Here is an 18,809-nt window from a genome sequence, read left to right as displayed (position 1 = left end):
ATACTAACCTCATCCACTGTGAGGAGGTTTTATAACAATGGATCAGAACAACAATCACATTCACTGCACCGTGGACAGCTGTGTCCACCATTCCGCCCAGAACGCCTGCTCTCTCAACCAGATCCGCGTGGGCTGCTGTGAGGGCAACCCCACCAGCTGCAAGGGCACCGAGTGCGACTCCTTCCAGCTGAAGTAAAAACCCATAAAAAAGGGCCCGTCCAATCGGACGGGCCTTTTTATGTTGTTTACGCCAGATGCAGGCCGTAAAATCCCACCAGAGACAGGGCCATAAGCCCCGCGGTGATCAGCTCCAGCGGTGCGCCCCGAAAGCTCTTGGGGCAGCCGTCTACGTTCAGGTCCAGACGCAGTCCGGCAAAGCTGATCAGGGCGATGGTGGCGCCCAGACCGCCAAACAGGGCGAAGAGCAGAGCGGCGCCCAGGTTGTATCCCCGCTGGGAGATAATGAGGGCCGCGCCCATGGCGGCGCAGTTGGAGGTGATGGAGGACAGGCCCTCGTCCAGGCGGCGGGACAGCTCGGGCACGCAGGAGTGCAGGAAGCTGCGCAGAGCCCACACCACCAGCGGGCCTACCAGAGCAAACACCAGGGTTTGGTAGTAGTCCAAAGCAAAGTGGTACAGCAGCTGGTCGGCCACCCAGGTGACCAGGGCGGTGAGGGTCATCACCGCCGTCAGGGCCGCGCCGGTGCGGCCTGCCTCCAGGGGGTGGTCAAAGGCCTGGGTACGGGTGCCGATGCCCAGACAGTTGACCAGAATAAAGTTTTCCGACAGCAGGGCGGCCAGAGCCACCCCTGCCAGGTATACAGCGGTCATAGGACTGCCTCCTTCCATTTCCGGGGGAATTGGGACTTACACTTCGCCGTCCACATATTCCACACCCTCCGTATCCAGATTGGCCACAATGGACAGGGCCTGGTTGACGCAGTCGGTGACCGCGTCGCAGGTGGCGGTGGCGCCGGAGATGGTATCCACGGCGTTGCTGCCCGAGGAGCGGATGGTGCCCGACTTGCCCTTGTACTGATCCAGATAGTCGCTTTCCAGGGCCTGAGTACCGGTGCTGAGGGTCTCGTTGTGGCTGGTGATGGCCACGCCGGTAACCTCGCCGTTGGTGTTCACGCCCACCACCGCGGTCATCAGACCGCCAAAGCCGTGGGCCTGGACCTCCACGCAGTAGCCCACCAGGCCGTCATTGTTGTAGCCGGCGGTGATGCTCAGGGCGCCGGAGGCCCGGAAGGGAGTTTCCGTGCGGGTGGTGGCCTGGGGCATTACCTGAGACAGCAGCTCCTGCTGGAGCTTGGTCTCGGTGCGCACGGTGGCAAAGTCGGTGAGCTGGTGTACCCCAAAGACCATGCCGGCCATCAGGGCCACGGCCACAGCCAGCACGCCCCACTGGCGCACCTTCAGGCGCAGCTCGTCCAGGTACCCTTCGCCGGGCATGGTGCCCTCTCCCGCCCGGGAGAGCAGCCGCAGCTGGGGCTTGACAAATTTGATCTTGGCCAGGCTGGCACGCACCTGGGTGATCTGTTCCCGGGTGGCGGCAAACCGGCCCACACCGAAGCGCCGGGGCATGCCGGTGCGGTCCAGCAGCCATACGCAGCAGTTCATGGTGAGAATGGCCCAGCCCACTCCGTCAGGATAGGAGCCAAAGTAGCGCAGCAGCACAGTGAGCAGGCCGCACCCCACGCCAAACAGGACCTGGCCCCGGGGGGTGACGGGGGTGGTGGTGTAGTCGGAGGCCATAAAGATGGCGCCCAGCATCAGCCCGCCGCTGAAGAGCTGGGCCAGCATCCAGGCCACACGGCCGCCGTCTCCCTGGGGAAACAGGAAGGTGAGCAGGGCCACGGTGGCCAGGAAGGCCAGAGGTGCCCGGGGCTGGATGACCCGGCGGGCCACTAAGTAAAGGCCGCCCAGAATCAGCATCATCACCGCCACGCTGCCCATGGCGCCTCCGTGCTGGCCCATCAGCAGCTGACCCACGCTCTGGGGGGGAAGCTGGCCGTTGTGGAGGTAGGACATGGGAGTGGCGGAGGTCACCGCGTCGGCGGTGGACAGCAGGCCGGGGTGCTGGAAGGCGTCCACCCAGTTGGTCATGATACCGGGGAAGGTGGTCAGCAGCATCCGCCCGGCCAGGGCGGGGTTCATGAAGTTGCGGCCCAGGCCGCCGTAGAGCTGCTTGACCACGACAATGGCAAACACGCCGCCCAGCACCGGCGCCCAGTAGGGGGCGGTGACGGGCAGAGTCATGGCCAGCAGCAGTCCGGTAACGCAGGCGGACAGGTCCTGGGTAGTGTCGGGGAGCTTCCGCAGGCGGCGGTAGACGTACTCAGATACCACGCAGGTGATGACGCTCACCGCCGTCAGAGCCAGTACCCGGATGCCGAACAGGTATACCGCCATACCCAGGGCGGGCAGCAGGGCCACGATCACGTCCAGCATGGTGCTGGAGATGCTGGACACCTGAGCGATCTGGGGAGGCTGGCGGCGGATGACAGGTCTCAGCTCAGTCATGGGATGCACCTTCTTTCTTGGCCTGGCGCATCAGGTCCATCAGGGGAATGTGGGAGGGGCAGATGTAGGAGCAGCACCCGCAGTCCATACAGTCCTCCAGGTGCAGGTTGTCCAGCAGCTCCTTCTCCCCCAGGCGCATGGCCCGGTAGACCAGAACGGGGTTTAAGTCCATGGGACAGGCGGAGACGCAGTGACCGCACTTGACGCACACCATCTCCGGCTGGTTGACGTTGTGCTCCTGGGCTGTGAGGCACAGCAGGGCGTTGGTGTTCTTCACCACCGGGGCGTCCAGGTTCTCCTGGATCATGCCGTTCATAGGGCCGCCGGTGAGGGTGATGGCGGCCTCCTCCCGCAGGCCGCCCGCCGCCTGGAGCAGGCAGCGCAGCGGGGTGCCGATGGGCACCCACAGGTTTCGGGGCCGGGCCACCGCGCCGCCGCTGACGGTCACCGCCCGGTGGGTCAGAGGCTCACCGGTGAGCAGGGCGTGGCGGATGGCGTACACGGTGGCTACGTTAAAGACCGCGCAGCCCACATCCAGGGCGGACTGTCCCGGAGACACCTCCCGGCCGGTGACGGCGCGGATGAGCTGCTTTTCCATCCCTAAGGGGTAGCGGGTCTGGATGGTGACCAGTTCCACCTCACGCTTTTTCCGGCGCAGGCGGCGCTCCAGAAATTCCACGGCGTTGAGCTTGTCGCCCGCCACCACCAGGATGGCCTTCTCGGCCCGCACCAGGCGGCTGAGCATCTGCACAGCCTGGAGGATCTGGTCGCCCTTCTCCAGCAGCAGGCGGTGGTCGGCGGTGAGGTAGGGCTCGCACTCGGCGGCGTTGACAATGAGGACCTCCGTCTTGCCCACCGCCTGGCGGATGCGCAGGTGGGTGGGGCTGGCGCCGCCGCCCAGGCTGGTGATGCCCGCCTGGCAGATGCGCTGGAGGGCCTCCTCCCGATTCATCCGCTCCCAGTCCATGGGCAGGGGCAGGTCGGGATAGGGGGTGTTCTTGAAGTCATTTTCAATGACCACCGCGTCCCACTTGCCTCCCCAGGGGTGGGGACGGGGCTCAATGGCCTTCACCCGCCCGGACACGCTGGCGTGGACGTATACCCCGTCGCCGGTGGGCTTGGCGATGACCTGACCCACGGTGACCAGATCGCCTTTTTTCACCACCGGCTCCGCGCCGCCCTCCGCGCACATCACCATAGGGATGACCACCTCTTTGGGCGGCTCCTCCAGGGGCACGATGGGCTTGCGCCGGGTGCTTTCCTTATGGGAGGTGGGGTGTACCCCGCCTAAAAATCGAGTTCTCATAGCTTGCCTCCATAGCCCCGCGAGGGGCGAGTCTGGCGTATCGTTATTGAGGGAACCACTGCTCCAGGATCTGGGCCACGCCGTCCTCCCGGTTGGAGGGGGCGACGAGGTCGGCGCACTGGAGCACGTCCGGGGCGGCGTTGGCCATGGCCACGCCCACGCCGGCCTTCTGAATCATGGTCAGGTCGTTGGTGCCGTCGCCAAAGGCCGCGGCCTCCAGCAGGTCCAGTCCCAGATGGCGGCACAGGGCCTCCAGCGCGTCCCCCTTGGTGGCTCCGGGTGCGTTGAGCTCCAGATTGGTGGGCAGGGAGATGGACTGGATGAGCTGGGGGAACTGCTCCGAGAGGAGCTTCATGGCCTGGGGCCGCAGCTCCAGGTCGGGGAAAAAGGACTGCATCTTCTGCACCGTGTCGCCGCCCTGGGCCATGGCGGCGGGCAGATCGTCCACCGGCAGGCGGTTGGGACCGATGATCATGCGCACCACCGGGTCGGGGATATAGTGCTCCAGGTGGTCCAGGAACTTTCGGGGCATGATCCCCCGGTCGTTCTGGTAGCAGTCCACGGTGCAGCCCAGACCCTCCAGCAGGCGGTAGACCGCCTGGGCGGTGTCCAGGGGGATTTCGGCCCGGTAGAGGACCGTGTCGGTTTCCCGGTCATATACCTTGGCTCCGTTCATCAAAATGAAATAGCGCAGGAAGGGCAGTTCCTTCAAAAAGTCGGGCACGCCCCCGAAAAACCGGCCGGTGGCGATGACCACCTGGGCGCCGGACGCAGCGGCGCGCTCCAGGGCGGCGCGGCTGCGGGGGGTGAGATGCTTTTTCTCGTCGAGCAGGGTGCCGTCCAGGTCGGCGAGAATGAGCTTGGGCGCCATGGCTTAAAACCTCGCGCCGCCGAACTCGGCCAGCTTCAGGTTCTTGTTCCGGTCCTGCACCCACTGGATGGACCACTGGGAGGCGAACAGCAGCAGCTGGTTGCCCTTGTAGTCCTCCACCAGCTTGGCGTCGCCCGGCAGCAGCAGGTCCTCCTCCTTGAGGGGCTGGGCGTCCTCGTCCTCTTTGACGATCCAACGCAGATACTCGTAGGGCAGGCCCTCCTTGTACAGCTCCACGTTGTACTCACTGCGCAGGCGGTACTCCAGCACGTCAAACTGCAGGGTACCCACCACGCCCACAATGACCTCCTCCATGCCGGTGTAGGGGGTCTTGAAGATCTGGATGGCGCCCTCCTGGGCGATCTGCTCCACGCCCTTGAGGAACTGCTTGCGCTTCATGGTGTCGATGGAGCGGATGCGCTCAAAGTGCTCGGGAGCAAAGGTGGGGATGGGGTCGAACTTGAACTTCTTGCTGGGGGAGCACAGGGTATCTCCGATGGAGAAGATGCCGGGATCGAACACGCCGATGATGTCGCCGGCGTAGGCCTCCTCGATGATCTCGCGCTCGGCGGCCATCAGCTGCTGAGGCCGGGACAGCCGGATCTTCTTGCCGCCCTGGACGTGGTAGACCTCCTTGTCCGCCTGGAACTTGCCGGAGACCACCCGCATAAAGGCGATGCGGTCCCGGTGGGCCTTGTTCATATTGGCCTGGATTTTAAAGACGAAGGCAGAGAAGTCCTCGTCAAAGGAGTCGATGATCTCGTCTCCTGCCTTTCGGGGCAGGGGCGCGGTGGTCATGCGCAAAAACTCCTCCAGGAAGGGCTCCACGCCGAAGTTGGTGAGAGCGGAGCCGAAGAACACGGGGGACAGCTTGCCGTGGCGCACCCGGTCCAGATCAAAGTCGCAGGAGGCGCCGTCCAGCAGGTCAATTTCGTCCACCAGCTGGTCCCGCTTGGCAGCGCCGATGAGGTCGGCCAGGGCGGGGTCGTCGGGCTCAATGACAGTGGCGGTGGCCGCCTTGGCGTTGGTGTTGGAGGTGAAGTGGATGACCTTCCGGTTCTGGCGGTCGTACACGCCCTTGAACTCCTTGCCGCAGCCGATGGGCCAGTTCATGGCGTAGGTGTCGATACCCAGCTCCTTCTCCAGCTCCTCACACAGCTCAAAGGGGTCCCGGGCCTCCCGGTCCATCTTGTTGATGAAGGTGAAGATGGGGATGTCCCGCATGGCGCAAACCTTGAAGAGTTTCCGGGTCTGGGCCTCTACGCCCTTGGCGGCGTCGATGACCATGACGGCGCTGTCGGCGGCCATGAGGGTGCGGTAGGTGTCCTCGGAGAAGTCCTGGTGGCCGGGGGTGTCCAGAATGTTGATGCAGAAGCCCTCGTACTGGAACTGCATCACGGAAGAGGTAACGGAAATACCGCGCTGCTTCTCGATCTCCATCCAGTCGGAGGTGGCGGCGCGGGTGTTCTTTTTGCCCTTGACCTGGCCGGCCTGGGCGATGGCTCCGCCGTAGAGGAGGAACTTCTCGGTGAGGGTGGTCTTACCGGCGTCAGGGTGAGAAATGATAGCGAATGTTCTTCTGCGCTTGATTTCAGACTCGTATTGTGACATATCAAAACCTCCGATGGAAGGAATGGGGGAAAACCTGCATATAAACAAGTTATTTTACCATATTCCGCACCTTCACACAAGGGGGCGGAAATACAAAAAAGCCTGAAACAGCGGGGCTGTTCCAGGCATTTTTTCAAAAATCGTTATTTTTCCGCCCAGTTTCCGGTGGCCTCGGCGGTGAGGTAGGCGTTGATGAAGCCGTCCAGCTCACCGTCCATCACGGCGCCGATGTTGCTGGTCTCGTAGGCGGTGCGGTTGTCCTTCACCAGCTGATAGGGCATGAAGACGTAGGAGCGGATCTGGCTGCCCCACTCGATCTTCAGCTGCACGCCCTTCAGGTCGGAGATCTTCTCCGCCTTCTCCTGCATCTGCAGCTCCACCAGCTTGGCCCGGAGCATCTTCATACAGTTGTCCTTGTTCTGGAACTGGGAGCGCTCCTGCTGGGAGGCCACCACGATGCCGGTGGGCTTGTGAATGAGACGTACGGCGGAGGAAGTCTTGTTAACGTGCTGGCCGCCGGCGCCGCTGGCGCGGTAGACCTGCATCTCAATGTCCTCGGGGCGGATCTCCACCTCCACGTCCTCGGGCAGGTCGGGCATGACCTCCACGGAAGCAAAGGAGGTCTGGCGGCGGGCGTTGGCGTCAAAGGGAGACACGCGCACCAGACGGTGCACGCCGTGCTCGCCCCGCAGGTAGCCGTAGGCGTTCTCGCCCTCGATCATAATGGTGGCCGACTTGATGCCCGCCTCGTCGCCGTCCTGGTAGTCCATGATCTGGTAGGTAAAGCCATGGCGCTCGGTCCAGCGGGTGTACATACGGTAGAGCATCTGGGCCCAGTCCTGGGCCTCGGTGCCGCCGGCGCCGGGGTGGATGGTCAGGATGACGTTGGAGCTGTCGTACTCGCCGGTGAGCAGGGTCTGCAGCCGGGCCTCCTCCATCTCCTCTTCCAGGGCGGCGTAGCCCTCCTCCAGCTCGGGGACCAGAGACTCGTCCTCAAACTCGTTGCCCATCTCGCACAGGGCCATCAGGTCGTCCCAGTGCTGCTTACGCTTATGGTGCTTGTCCACCTTGGTCTGGAGGGTCTTGATGCGCTGCTGCACCTTCTGGGCCTTCTCCAGGTTGTTCCAGAATCCGTCGGCGGCCGACTCGGCCTGGAGCATATCCAGCTCCCGCTCGGCGCTCTCCAGGTCCAGGGCCTGGCCCAGCTTCTCCAAGGTGGGGGCCAGATTGTTCAGCTTGACTTTGTACTCGTCGAATTGAAGCATAGGGTCCTCACTCTCTTTAACAAAAATAAACTTCCCGGTGGGGAAACATGAAAATTCAGCTAAAATATTATATCTGACGCGGGAAGAAAAGTAAACCCCCGCAGGAAAAATCGGGGATTTTCATAATGGAGAGAATGGAAAAGGCCCTCCTGCAAGGAGTTCCGACGCCCGGTGGCGGCGGAATAAATTGAAATTGGTTTTTTCCGGGGACCGGTGCCTCGGAAAAAACACTTCTCACGCAAGTTTGGCCGACTTTTCCGTAAGGAATCGAGGCCGAACTTGCGTGCAATCCTGATTCAAACAAGGCGCTTTGCGGCTTGTTTGAGGAAAAGGCGGTCTCCGTATAGGAGACCGCCCTCAGCGATCGCTGATGAGCCACACCTCGCCCTGGAAAATCAGGTCATCCAGATCCTTGGGCGCGGGGACCGGGATCTGAGGATAGGGATGAGTATTATACATGGCGGTTTCTTCCATTTTTGTTCGCCTCCTTGGGTAACGTTGTCCGGTGCTTGCCGGCATACAGACCAGTATATGCCGGGCAGGGCGCAATATGTGCCGGATTTTGTACACCCAAGGAACTAAAATTTTCCAGCGCTTAAATTGCAATTCGGGGGGCAGCGTGGGATTGGATGCTGTGGACCTCGCCTTGATGGGTCACGATGCTCTGGTGTCGCTCGCAGTTTATTTGATCCCCAACATGAACCCGGTCGTAGTCTTCTTGGCTGCAGGACAGCGTAAATTGCTGCTGTGTGGCCTCCTCAATGACGATATAGTTTTCTGTCCCGGATTCAAACTTATCCATGACTGTGACCTCTCCCGCCATTGCATAGTAGCTGGCGTGGACCTGGTGCACCCGATAGGCAGCATAGCACCCGCCGACCACCACCACAAGCGCGGCGGCCAAAAGAAGCTTTTTATATAATTTCATTGCCGTGACTCCTTTCCATGAGAATCGATCCCTTTGTGCCCTTCTATTTGGTTAGACGCAAAAGGAACCGGTTGGTTTTTTTCAATCTGCAATTTTGCGCAAAAAGAAAGGAAACCGGAATGTTCCAGTTCCCTTTTTAAAAAATGCGGGGCTTTGAAGCCCCGCATATGGTATAATCTCTATGTTGTGATGGGCAGATGTCAGGGCACAAAGCGGTAGCCCAGTCCCCGCACCGTGCGGATGTGGACGGGATGCTGGCGGTCGGGTTCGATCTTGCCCCGCAGGCGGTTGATGTAGACCATGATGGCGTTGTCATCCACCGCCACCGCCGTGCCCCACACCCGCTCGTAGAGCATGTCCTTGGTGAATACCTGGTTGGGGTGCTGGAGGAATAAAAGCAGCAGGGCGCCCTCCCGGGAGGACAGGTCCAGCACCTCCTCCCCCTTGAAAAAGCGCATGGTGGCTCCGTCATAGCGGAAGGGGCCGCAGCGCAGCTGCTGGGAAGCGGCAGAGGAAAATTCCCGGCTGCGCCGCAGCAGAGCTTTCACCTTGGCTCCCAGCACCACCGGGCGGAAGGGCTTTGTGACATAGTCGTCTGCTCCCAGGGACAGTCCGTAGAGGGAGTCGTAGTCCTCGTTGCGGCCGCTGATGATGATGACCGGGGTCTTGATCCCCCGCTCCCGCAGCCGGCGCAGCACCTCGAAACCCTCCATGTCTCCCAGATTTACGTCCAGCAGAATGATGTCAAAGGTGCGTGCTTCCAGGGCCTGGAGGGCCTGCTCCCCGCTGCCCACCGCCTGGGAGTCCATGTCGTTGCTGCGCATCACCTTTTCCAGCAGTTTGCAGATGGCCGGGTCGTCGTCCACAATGAGCACCTGATCCGCCATGTCCTGTCCCCCTTCCAGGCACCTGAGCAAACTGCACAAACGCCCTGTGATTTTTTCTGGAATTATTATAATATCAGGGGGGAAACAAGTCAATTCCCTGGAGAAAGGAAGCCGCTATGAGAGAGAAGAAGCGCAGCCGCCCGGAGATGCGGCCGGTAATGCTGGGTACCGCGGTGGTGCTGGTGCTGTTTCTGGCCGGACTGCTGTACCTGGGTGTGGCCACCTGGCTGCAATACAAAAACAGCATCATCGACAAGCAGAAGGAGCAGATGCTGCTTACCACCCAGGCCATCAGTGAGAACCTGGAGCAGTATATCCAGGAGGCCCAGGCGGATTTGGAGAGCCTCTCCCTTGCGGCGGAGAAGCTGGATGACCCCGACCTGGCCGCGGGAGCCAGGGAGCAGCTGAAGACCTATGCGGACAGCCATGAGGGAGCGATATATGATGTGGTAGTGCTGGGGAAGGATGGCCAGATCACCTTCCGCATCCGGGACAGCCAGGTAGCCCAGGTGTTTGGTTCCACCACCCAGGAGGGCCAGCAGGTGGCCCAGGTGCAGATGGAGGATAAAACGTTGTGCCTGATGCTGGGAGGCCAGCTGCCCCAAGGCGGTCGGCTGTGCCTGCTGATAGACCTGGGGAACTACTATAAAAAGCAGATCGCCCAGCTCCATGTGGGCACCAACGGCTATGTGCTGGTGAAAAACTCCGACGGCGTGATCCTCATGCACCCGGAGGACAGCCAGCTGGGCATCAATGTCATCTCCGGCCGGGAGGAGCTCTACCCCGGTGTGGACCTCACCAGCCTCAACCAGCTGGTGGAGGCCCAGAACCAGGGGGGCCAGGGGGTCATGGAGTACGAGTCCTACTGGTGGATGGACCCCGACCTGCCCATGGTGCGCAAGGTGGCCGCCTGGTCGCCGGTGCATGTGGGGGACGACTTCCTGGTGGTCAGCGCGGTGATGGATTACAGCGACATGTACGCCCCGGTGGCCCAGGGCTTTATCCGCCTGGCCCTGGTGTTTCTGGCTTTGACGGTGTGCGTCACCGCCATGGTCCTCTATTTGGGCAAGCTGATGCTGGACCGGCAGCGCAGCCAGGCGGAGATCTCCGACCTGCGAGAGATCAATCAGGCCCTGGAGGAGCTGCACCGCAGCGAACAGGCCATTGCTCACCAGCAGCGCCTTCAAATCATGGGCACCATGACCGGAGGCATCGCCCATGAGTTCAACAACCTGCTCACCCCTATTTTGGGCCACGCGGAGCTGATGCTATTGGACCTGCCCGAGGACTCCGAGCTCTACGACAGTGCCCAGGAGATCGCCCAGGCCGCCGGACACTGTAAGGAGATCATCCAGCAGCTGTCCGCCCTGAGCCGAAAGAATGTGGAGACTGTCTACAAGCGCCTGGACGCCGGAGAGGCCTTTGGCCGGGTGATGAAGATGGTACGCTCCATCTGTCCGGACAACGTGGAGCTGGACATCGACCTGGACTTTGGCGGGGCGGCGTTCCTGGGCAATGAGACCCAGCTGAGCCAGGTGGTGCTCAATATGGCGGTCAACGCCGTCCATGCCATTGGACAAAAAGAGGGACATATCGCCATCACCGGACGGGCCTTGGGCAAGGAGGAACTGGAGGAGCGGGGCCTGACACCCCCCTCCCGGCTGTGGGAGCGGTATCTGTGCCTGGATATCCGGGATGACGGCTGCGGCATGAGCAGCGCCACCCTCGCCCAGATCTTCGACCCCTTCTTTACCACCAAAAAGGCGGGCCAGGGCACCGGCCTGGGGCTGTCTCTGGCTGACCAGATCATCCGCTCTCACAAGGGCAGCATCACCGCTGAGAGCCAGGTGGGCCAGGGCAGCGTCTTCCACATCCTGCTGCCGGTGGCCCAGGCGGAGAGCGTCCCCTCCCCTGCTCTGGACGGGGAGCAGCCCACTATCCTGCTGGTAGGGAGCAGCGCCAAGGTGCTCCAAATGCTCTCCGACAGTTTTCGGGCCATGGATGTTCCGGTGGAAACTGCCCGGGACTGGGATGAGGCTGCCGCTGTGCTGGAGCGGGGCGCGGTAGACGTGCTGGCGGCGGACGGCGGCCTGGAGGAGGAGCGGGCTCTGGACTTCTGCCTGTCCTTCCAGGGCAAGTACCCCCGGCTGATGAAGCTCCTGCTGGTGGAGCGTCCCACCCGGGAGGTGCTGGAGGCCAAAAACCGGGGACTCATTCAGGGCTGGCTGGAAAAGCCGGTGTCGGCGCAGGCCATTCTGGAGGAGGCGCACCGGCTCCGGGGGGAGCAGGCAGTCGGCGCAACCACACTTTAAAAGATGTTTTTATGGGCTGGGGACCTCCCCAGCCCATTTTTTGACCCTTTCTTAACAAACTGTAAGGCCAGCCTTACAGGACTGTAAGCGGAATGCGTGGATGGTGTAAGCTTTCCTCCCTATAATAAAAATCACTAAAACTAAGCGGGAGAAGAAAGAAAAATGAGGAGGAAGTTACAATGAATGAAACCATGCTGGCGCTGTTGGGCTTTGCTACCGTCATCGCCATCATCGTCCTGCTGCTGCGGAATGTCACCGTACCGGCTCTGGCCTTTGTAGGCGTATCCACCGTGACTACCGCGATTCTGGTACTTACCGGAACCTTTACCATCAAAGAGATGGGCGACTTTATTGCCGCAGGCGTCGCTGACGTCCACTCCACGGCCGCCCTGTTCATCTTCTCGGTGCTGTTCTTCGGCATCATGAATGATGTGGGCCTGTTTGACCGGATCATCAATGCCCTGATGAAGAAGGTAGGCACCAATGTGGTAGGCGTGGCCGTGATGACCTGTATCATTGCCATGATCGGCCACCTGGACGGCGGCGGAGCCTCCACCTTCCTGATCACCATCCCCGCCATGCTTCCCGTGTACAAGCGGCTGAAGATGCGCCCCACCACCCTGCTGCTCATCTGCGTGACCGCCATGGGCGTGATGAACCTGCTGCCCTGGGGCGGCCCCACCATGCGCTCCGCCTCCGTGCTGGGCATTGAGGCCAATGACCTGTGGATCCAGCTGATGCCCATGCAGGCGGTTGGTATTGTCATCGCTCTTGTGACCGCTTTTGTCTGGGGCAACATTGAGAAGCGCCGGGGCGCCGGTGTCAACAGCACTCTGGTCATTGACTACGGCGACAGCGACGATACCGGCGTCAGCCAGGAGCAGAAAAACGAGCTGGCCCGTCCCCAGTTCTTCTGGGTCAACCTGATCCTGACCCTGGTGGTCATTCTGGCCCTGGTGTTTGTCAAAATCCCTTCCTACTGCACCTTTATGATCGGCTGCGTCATCGCCCTGTTTGTCAACTACCCCGGCGCCAAGATGCAGAATAAGATCATCAAGTCCCACTCTTCCGCCGGTCTGATGATGGCCTCCACCATTCTGGCCGCCGGTGTGTTCTTGGGCGTGCTGGAGCAGAGCGGCATCATGAACCACATGGCCAATGTCCTGGCCTCCTTCATCCCCACCTCCATGGGCCGCTTCCTGCCCATCATCATCGGCGTGCTGTCCGTGCCCCTCACCCTGCTGTTCTGCACCGACTCCTACTTCTACGGCCTGCTGCCCGTGCTCATCAGCGTGGGCGATGCCTTCGGTGTGGATCCCGCTCATACTGCCATCGCCATGGTGGTCTGCCGCAACTGCGCCACCTTCATCAGCCCCGTGGTGCCTGCCACCTTCCTGGGTGTCGGCCTGGCCGGTGTGGAAATCAAGGACCACATCAAAAACAGCTTCTTCTGGATTTGGGGCGTGAGCATCTGCTGCCTCATCTCCGGTCTCCTTTTGGGCGTTATCGTCCTGTAATCCCAGTCCCCCCTACATGGGAACACCGTCTCCGTCCGGAGGCGGTGTTCCCATATATCCATAGAAAGGAGCCTTCCCATGCTCAGTGAAATTTTAAACTTTAACCGGGAATTTGTGGCCCGAAAGGACTACCTCCCCTACCAGACCACCAAATATCCCGACCGGAAGCTGGCCATCCTCACCTGTATGGATACCCGGCTCACCCACCTGCTGCCTGCCGCCCTGGGGCTGAGAAACGGGGAGGTCAAGATGATCAAAAATGCCGGGGGCGTGGTGCTGGCGCCCTACGGCGGCGTGGTGCGCAGCCTGTTGGTGGCGGTGCTGGAGCTGGGCGTGGAGGAGATCCTGGTGATCGGCCACACCGACTGCGGCGTGTGCGGCATGCGTCCTGAGGTGATCCGGCAGCACCTGCTGGCCCGGGGTATTGCGCCGGAGATTCTCTCGGAGATCGATGAGGCGGGAGAGGTAGACCTGGACGCCTGGTTTACCGGTTTTTCCGGAGAGGAGCAGGCAGTGCGGGACAGTGTGGCGATGCTCCGAGCCCATCCCCTCATGCCTCGGGATGTGGCCATCCACGGCCTGATCATCGATTCGTCCACGGGCGCGCTGCGGGTGCTGGAGCAGGACGGCCAGAAAACGTAAAAATCCCTCTTGACACCGGCCTGGAGATATGGTATTCTAATTGAGCACTTAAACGAGATCGGCGCCACGTCCCTTATGCCGGAGTGGCGGAATTGGCAGACGCCCGGGACTTAAAATCCCGTGGGAGCAATCCCGTGCCGGTTCGACCCCGGTCTCCGGCACCATATCGCGGGGTAGAGCAGTTGGTAGCTCGTCGGGCTCATAACCCGGAGGTCGGTGGTTCAAGTCCGCCCCCCGCAACCACATTGTGCGACCAAAAAAGATATCGCACCGGAAAACCCCGAAGCCGCAACGGTTTCGGGGTTTTTTCGCGTCCATTTTTGACTGCACGAAAAAAAGATATCTTCCCACCTCTTCCCCGTGCGGTGAGGACTTGAACTAAAACTGGGGGCTTTTGCGCTCAATTTTGAGTGAGCAACACGGAAAAATTTCTGTTTCTTCGAAAATTATTTTGTTAAATTTTTGTGAACAAAGTGGTTTGTGCTAAAATGTAGTACAAACCACTTTTCTATTCCACACATCTTGGCCGTCACTTTTTTAAGGTGACGGCCTTTTTTGTTTTCAGATAAAATCAAAACGAGAGCCCAAAAGGCGTCACGCACAGGAGGAAATCAACTTGGATCGAAAACAGTATTTTGAGGAACTACATATTGCGCTCACGCGGGAGGGGTTTACCTCCCAGCCTGAGCAGGGTGAATTGCTTCCCGTGGAGTGGGATGGTCTCCCCCTCTGCCGGATCACAGCGGACGGAGGCGTTCGCTACTGGCAGGGGGATGTAGCGACGCCGGAACGGGAACGAGCCTGTGAGCGAGCCACCGATCTGGCCTGCACCGTGCGGGAGTACATGACGCTGCTGGAACAGGCTCCGCCCCTGCAAGCCCAGAGCCTGACCGGTGACTACCGCCTGCTGGCTGACTTCAACGGAGCCGTGCTGGCTGCCCATCCCACCCGGCTTGGCGTCCAATTCGTCACATGGGACTGGAGCTTCGACCACACAGGTCTCAACCAGGGCAATTACTTTCAGGAAAACTATGCAGGTGCCAAACAGGACTTCGTCATCCGCGCCGGCCTCATTCCCAAACAACAGATCTTCAATCAAGAGCAACTTATCGAAATCTACCGGTGCTGCTCTGACACCTTGGACGCTGGTTTTGACTTGACTGCCGAGCAGGAAAAGTGCATCCGGAGTGTTCAGGAGCAGATTGCCATTGCAGCTCCCGATGCTCTGGAGCGCATAAGAGAGCAGGAGCAGCACCCCATGGAACCCTACAACCAAGAACCGATCATGTAGTATTCAGGCGCCGGAGTTTTGGAAATAAGACTCCGGCGCTTTTTTATTGCCTCAAACCAGACAGGAGGATTGAAGATTGGATCAAAAGAACGAACAAAAAGCGCCGCTGCGCATCAAAAATCTGGCTGAGTTAAAACGCTGTATCCGCCCCGGGACAGAGTTGGTGGCAACCAGCCATAGCAAGCACCCTGCCCTGGTCGGGCTTGTACGGGTGGTGACTGAGGTTCAGACCAACGCTTACTATTCCGTGGTCAAGGATCAGCCGACTCATCAATATTCGACCTGTAATTACGGGAAGGGATTCCGCTCTGATTTCGAAAAGGCATCCAACTATTTATTTGAGGGCACGACCATCAAGGTCCTTGACCGCAGAAGTAGTGATGGTAGCGTGCTTTACGAAATGGAACTTTATCCGGGCGAATACCTTGTCCTCGGTCAGAAGAACGACATGGAGGAGAATGCGGATATCAGAGAAGACAATGGCGAAATCAAGCAGGAAGGGATGAACATGACCTTATGACACGCTATTTCATGCGAGATACGCCGCTGTGCCAGCTGGAACAGCAGATGATGACCCCGCCCAATTTCAAGCCCAGAGGTCACGGCCGGTATTCTCCCGGTTTCCAATACAGCAGCGAGGACACGGAGTGCCCATATCTGGCAAAGCGGCTGGACAGCTTTACTGTGGGCGAGATTTCGCAATTTCAGGCGATGGCTGAAAAGCTGAATCTCACCAGCATGAAGGATCTCATCAACCTGACCTTCTGCTGCCAGCAGGCGACGGTGATCACGGACTTCACAAATTTGAAAGAGGTTGGCCGTGATCACTACATGAACATCCATGGCGGGTGTGCCAGCATGAAAGAACTGGAACAGCTGGACGGAGTGGAAACCGCTGTCCTGTTGATTGAGGACAATGAGGGGACTATCACCCGCTACGGAGTGGTCTATGGCAACGGCATGCAGCTTTCACGGCTCTATGATGGAAAACACCTGCCCTGCTACCACTATGAGGCCGATATGACTGCTGTCGGGATATCCTCTCGGTGGGAGCCGGAGAACAGCAGGAATGTGACCTGGATCTATCTCCCTGCATCAAAAGGACAAATTGAGCGCGCCATGCAGCGATCCGGCATTGCTGACCCAAAGGATATTTGCCTCTTTATATCTGACAGTTCATTCCCAGAGGAAGTGGACGTAGCACTGGACTTCCAGTGCGATAACATCCACGAGCTCAATAAGCTGGCACTGGTCGTGGATAAGCTTTCATATGATGACCGTGAGAAGCTGGGGGCCGCAGTAAGTATGGCCAAGCCGGAATGTGTCAGCCAAATCCGCCGTTTGGCAGAAAACTTGGATCTGTTTGAATTCGCCCCTGGCGCTCACACCCCTGCTGAATACGGGAAATACATGATCCAGAAATCCGGCCATTTTGAGTATGACCCCAATCTGGACGAGTTTTATAACTATGAGCGGTATGGCCTGCAGCACATGCACTATCAGTCGGGAGTGTTTACCAACCGCGGCTACATCGCCTATGTCGGTGCAGTAAGTCTAGAGGAGCTGATGGCAGACGACCCAGCAGAGGCCTATCAGCGGGAGCAGGACTTTCAGATAGGAGGGATGACATGATCCAACTCTTTATGAGCCGCAGCGGGAGTTCTGCCATTGTCCCGCTCCAGTTTCCCGCATCTCAGAGTGCTATTGCTGAAGCCTCCAGACAACTTGATGAGGCCAGCAGAGAAGGAAAAACAAAGATCGTTGAGATCAAAAGCATGATCGCCAATCTGCCGTCGTACCTCAGCCGACTTGACCCTGATTCCAGAACACAGCTTGCACAGCTGAATCGGCTTTCGAGTATCATTGCCCAAATGGACTCCCACGAACGGAACATCTATGCCGGCGCATTGGATGGCAACAGCATCAACGATTTGAACGATGTTATCCGTGTGGCGGAGCAGGTTTCGGACTACATCCTCATTCCCAATATCAATTCAGATGTGACACTCGGCCGTTATGTCGCTGTTGCCGGTCAGATTCAGGGTGATCCCAGATTCCCCGAAGCGGCCTGGCCCTACCTGGACTTCGCGAAAATCGGTGCGGAATACTATGCTGAGCATGGAGGGGCGTACACGCACGCTGGCTATTTGCTTCGCAAGCAGGATGCTGAACCCGTCAGAGAGAATGCGGAAAAAATCCGGCTTGAGCTCTCCTCCACTCAAGCGCAAGTGAGTGTATCGCTTCCGGCATTGAAGGAAGAGTTGGAGCGAGTAAAAAAATTGCTTGGGATTGATTGTTTTGCAGAGGCCGCAATTACCAGGATTTCTTTTTCTGTTCCCAATTTGAACGAGTATATTCCCACCACGGGAGTATGCGTGGAAGACGCAAATGAATTGGCCTGGGCAATTGAAGGAATGCAACTTGAAGATAGAGAGCTCATGAAATATCTGTCGGTTCTTTCTGTAGAGCAACCGGAAACTCTTCAAGAGGCCCTGCACTACGCCATGAATCTGGATGACTACGAACACTTCTCAGATGATCTGGATGCTTACGGAAAAGCTGTTCTGCGACGTATTGGTGCTGATGATGAGCTAATTAACACCATCGACGGGTATATGGATTTTGAGAGGATGGGCGAGGACGCTATGGTGGAGGATGGTGTCCGGAAAACTGAGTTCGGCTTAATCCGGCGATACAGCAGCCCTTTTTCTGAGGAGACACATACGTTAGAGATGGAATACCTTTCATAATGACTCGGGTAGTCAATTTTCTCTTGGTAAAACTGATAGCTTATACGTTGCTTAAAGTAAAGAATACTGAACAGCATCACCTGATGGATTAGGAGGAATGCAAATGAAAAAGAAACTCATGATCTCGGTGGCTTTGCTGGCCGTACTGGGAGCTGCTGTTGTAGGCTATTTTCACTTCTCTTAATAAAAATGTTTTTGACCATGGCTAATCTCTCTAAACTGTGGTATGTTGTGTACTTACTAAACCAAGGAGGTGAAAAACAATGAAACAGAAATATACGAAAAAATGTGAAAACGGCGTTCAGCTGAGGCCCGCTTCCATTGAGGAGGCGGGCCTTTTCTATTCAGAACTGGACCAGAAACAGGATGAAGCTCTGGGCACAGTTGGTCACATCCGCATGGACTTTGGTTCTGGTGGCAAGGAATTCTGGCATACCTGGTGGCCTCACAACGAGGATCGATTCAATACTTTGGAATTCAAGGAAGAACTCCAAGCTATCGTTGACACCTTGCGAGCACACGGGCCGCTAAAAGATCTGGCCTCCATGAGTAGCTACTGTCACAAAAACGGCGGTGCCATCACAGAGGACAGCAGAAGCTTTGGGTATGTGGCCGAAACAGACCACTACCGCTACTGTCTCCGCTGTACCCCTGCTCCGGGTGATTATCAGGGCTACCTATACTGCTATGATAAGCGGCAGCAGGAAATGGGCCAAAAGGACAAGATAGTGGGGCGAGTGACCTTTGCAGATGGTACGGCTCAGGAGTGCACAGACCCACATCAATATTGTCGTTCTTCGGCAGCGTAGTAAAGTGGCCACAGCTGCTGGCATAGATGTCCAACGCTTTCTCTGCTCTGAAATGGTATCCCTTGCGTTTGCACCATTTCTGGTAACGCTCTGTA

Annotated in this window: 17 protein-coding genes and 2 tRNA genes; 11 read left to right on the top strand and 8 right to left on the bottom strand. The window is 58.8% G+C overall.

Annotated elements, in window-relative coordinates; genetic code table 11:
- Nucleotides 1-37: 37 nt before the first annotated feature.
- On the top strand, nucleotides 38-196 hold the full coding sequence (locus ACEVJL_RS10080; RefSeq protein WP_008982419.1) for a DUF1540 domain-containing protein: 159 nt from the start codon (nucleotides 38-40) through the stop codon (nucleotides 194-196).
- 49 nt (nucleotides 197-245) lie between these two features.
- Here ACEVJL_RS10080 and ACEVJL_RS10075 read toward each other — a convergent pair whose 3' ends face one another.
- The 8 genes from ACEVJL_RS10075 to ACEVJL_RS10040 form a co-directional block, all read right to left on the bottom strand.
- Entirely contained in the window at nucleotides 246-830 is a 585-nt protein-coding gene (locus ACEVJL_RS10075; protein WP_374737767.1) for an Rnf-Nqr domain containing protein, read from the bottom strand.
- Between the two features lie 36 nt (nucleotides 831-866).
- On the bottom strand, nucleotides 867-2,525 hold the full coding sequence (locus ACEVJL_RS10070) for an RnfABCDGE type electron transport complex subunit D (RefSeq protein WP_235396438.1): 1,659 nt from the start codon (nucleotides 2,523-2,525) through the stop codon (nucleotides 867-869).
- Nucleotides 2,518-3,831: an electron transport complex subunit RsxC gene (gene rsxC, locus ACEVJL_RS10065; RefSeq protein ID WP_374737765.1), complete on the bottom strand. Its 1,314-nt coding sequence runs from the start codon at nucleotides 3,829-3,831 to the stop codon at nucleotides 2,518-2,520. The genes ACEVJL_RS10070 and rsxC overlap by 8 nt, the downstream gene beginning before the upstream one ends.
- 43 nt (nucleotides 3,832-3,874) lie before the next feature.
- On the bottom strand, nucleotides 3,875-4,702 hold the full coding sequence (locus ACEVJL_RS10060; protein ID WP_235396434.1) for a Cof-type HAD-IIB family hydrolase: 828 nt from the start codon (nucleotides 4,700-4,702) through the stop codon (nucleotides 3,875-3,877).
- A gap of 3 nt (nucleotides 4,703-4,705) precedes the next feature.
- Nucleotides 4,706-6,313, bottom strand: a complete 1,608-nt coding sequence (locus tag ACEVJL_RS10055; RefSeq protein WP_374737762.1) for a peptide chain release factor 3 — start codon at nucleotides 6,311-6,313, stop codon at nucleotides 4,706-4,708.
- A 143-nt stretch (nucleotides 6,314-6,456) separates the two neighbouring features.
- The gene (gene prfB, locus ACEVJL_RS10050) at nucleotides 6,457-7,578 is read right to left on the bottom strand and encodes a peptide chain release factor 2 (RefSeq protein WP_008982426.1); all 1,122 of its coding nucleotides are present in this window, start codon (nucleotides 7,576-7,578) and stop codon (nucleotides 6,457-6,459) included.
- Between the two features lie 595 nt (nucleotides 7,579-8,173).
- On the bottom strand, nucleotides 8,174-8,506 hold the full coding sequence (locus tag ACEVJL_RS10045; RefSeq protein ID WP_374737760.1) for a hypothetical protein: 333 nt from the start codon (nucleotides 8,504-8,506) through the stop codon (nucleotides 8,174-8,176).
- Nucleotides 8,507-8,706: 200 nt separating this feature from the next.
- Nucleotides 8,707-9,393, bottom strand: a complete 687-nt coding sequence (locus tag ACEVJL_RS10040; protein ID WP_110442403.1) for a response regulator transcription factor — start codon at nucleotides 9,391-9,393, stop codon at nucleotides 8,707-8,709.
- 116 nt (nucleotides 9,394-9,509) lie between these two features.
- Here ACEVJL_RS10040 and ACEVJL_RS10035 point away from each other — a divergent pair, with 116 nt between their 5' ends.
- The 10 genes from ACEVJL_RS10035 to ACEVJL_RS09990 all read left to right on the top strand — a co-directional run bounded on the left by ACEVJL_RS10035 (nucleotide 9,510) and on the right by ACEVJL_RS09990 (nucleotide 18,714).
- Nucleotides 9,510-11,705: an ATP-binding protein gene (locus ACEVJL_RS10035; RefSeq protein ID WP_374737758.1), complete on the top strand. Its 2,196-nt coding sequence runs from the start codon at nucleotides 9,510-9,512 to the stop codon at nucleotides 11,703-11,705.
- A gap of 179 nt (nucleotides 11,706-11,884) precedes the next feature.
- Entirely contained in the window at nucleotides 11,885-13,222 is a 1,338-nt protein-coding gene (locus ACEVJL_RS10030; RefSeq protein WP_020989999.1) for a CitMHS family transporter, read from the top strand.
- A gap of 78 nt (nucleotides 13,223-13,300) precedes the next feature.
- The gene (locus ACEVJL_RS10025; RefSeq protein ID WP_110442400.1) at nucleotides 13,301-13,864 is read left to right on the top strand and encodes a beta-class carbonic anhydrase; all 564 of its coding nucleotides are present in this window, start codon (nucleotides 13,301-13,303) and stop codon (nucleotides 13,862-13,864) included.
- 77 nt (nucleotides 13,865-13,941) lie between these two features.
- Nucleotides 13,942-14,028, top strand: a tRNA-Leu gene (locus ACEVJL_RS10020).
- Between the two features lie 3 nt (nucleotides 14,029-14,031).
- A tRNA-Met gene (locus tag ACEVJL_RS10015) sits at nucleotides 14,032-14,107 on the top strand.
- Between the two features lie 373 nt (nucleotides 14,108-14,480).
- Nucleotides 14,481-15,155 (top strand): hypothetical protein, encoded by a 675-nt coding sequence (locus ACEVJL_RS10010; protein ID WP_374737755.1) that lies wholly within the window; start codon nucleotides 14,481-14,483, stop codon nucleotides 15,153-15,155.
- Nucleotides 15,156-15,231: 76 nt separating this feature from the next.
- Nucleotides 15,232-15,675 (top strand): hypothetical protein, encoded by a 444-nt coding sequence (locus ACEVJL_RS10005; protein ID WP_374737754.1) that lies wholly within the window; start codon nucleotides 15,232-15,234, stop codon nucleotides 15,673-15,675.
- A complete protein-coding gene (locus ACEVJL_RS10000) occupies nucleotides 15,672-16,787 on the top strand; it encodes an antirestriction protein ArdA (RefSeq protein ID WP_374737752.1) in 1,116 nt (371 codons plus the stop codon). Before ACEVJL_RS10005 ends, ACEVJL_RS10000 begins: the two co-directional genes overlap by 4 nt.
- On the top strand, nucleotides 16,784-17,905 hold the full coding sequence (locus tag ACEVJL_RS09995) for a hypothetical protein (protein WP_374737750.1): 1,122 nt from the start codon (nucleotides 16,784-16,786) through the stop codon (nucleotides 17,903-17,905). The genes ACEVJL_RS10000 and ACEVJL_RS09995 overlap by 4 nt, the downstream gene beginning before the upstream one ends.
- A gap of 263 nt (nucleotides 17,906-18,168) precedes the next feature.
- A complete protein-coding gene (locus ACEVJL_RS09990) occupies nucleotides 18,169-18,714 on the top strand; it encodes a hypothetical protein (protein ID WP_374737749.1) in 546 nt (181 codons plus the stop codon).
- Nucleotides 18,715-18,809 lie beyond the last annotated feature (95 nt).

Origin of the sequence: Flintibacter porci, assembly GCF_041925195.1 — a bacterium.
Lineage (GTDB): Bacteria > Bacillota > Clostridia > Oscillospirales > Oscillospiraceae > Lawsonibacter > Lawsonibacter porci.
Note: the sequence above shows the minus strand (reverse complement) of the source record. Positions and strands in the feature narration are given on the sequence as shown.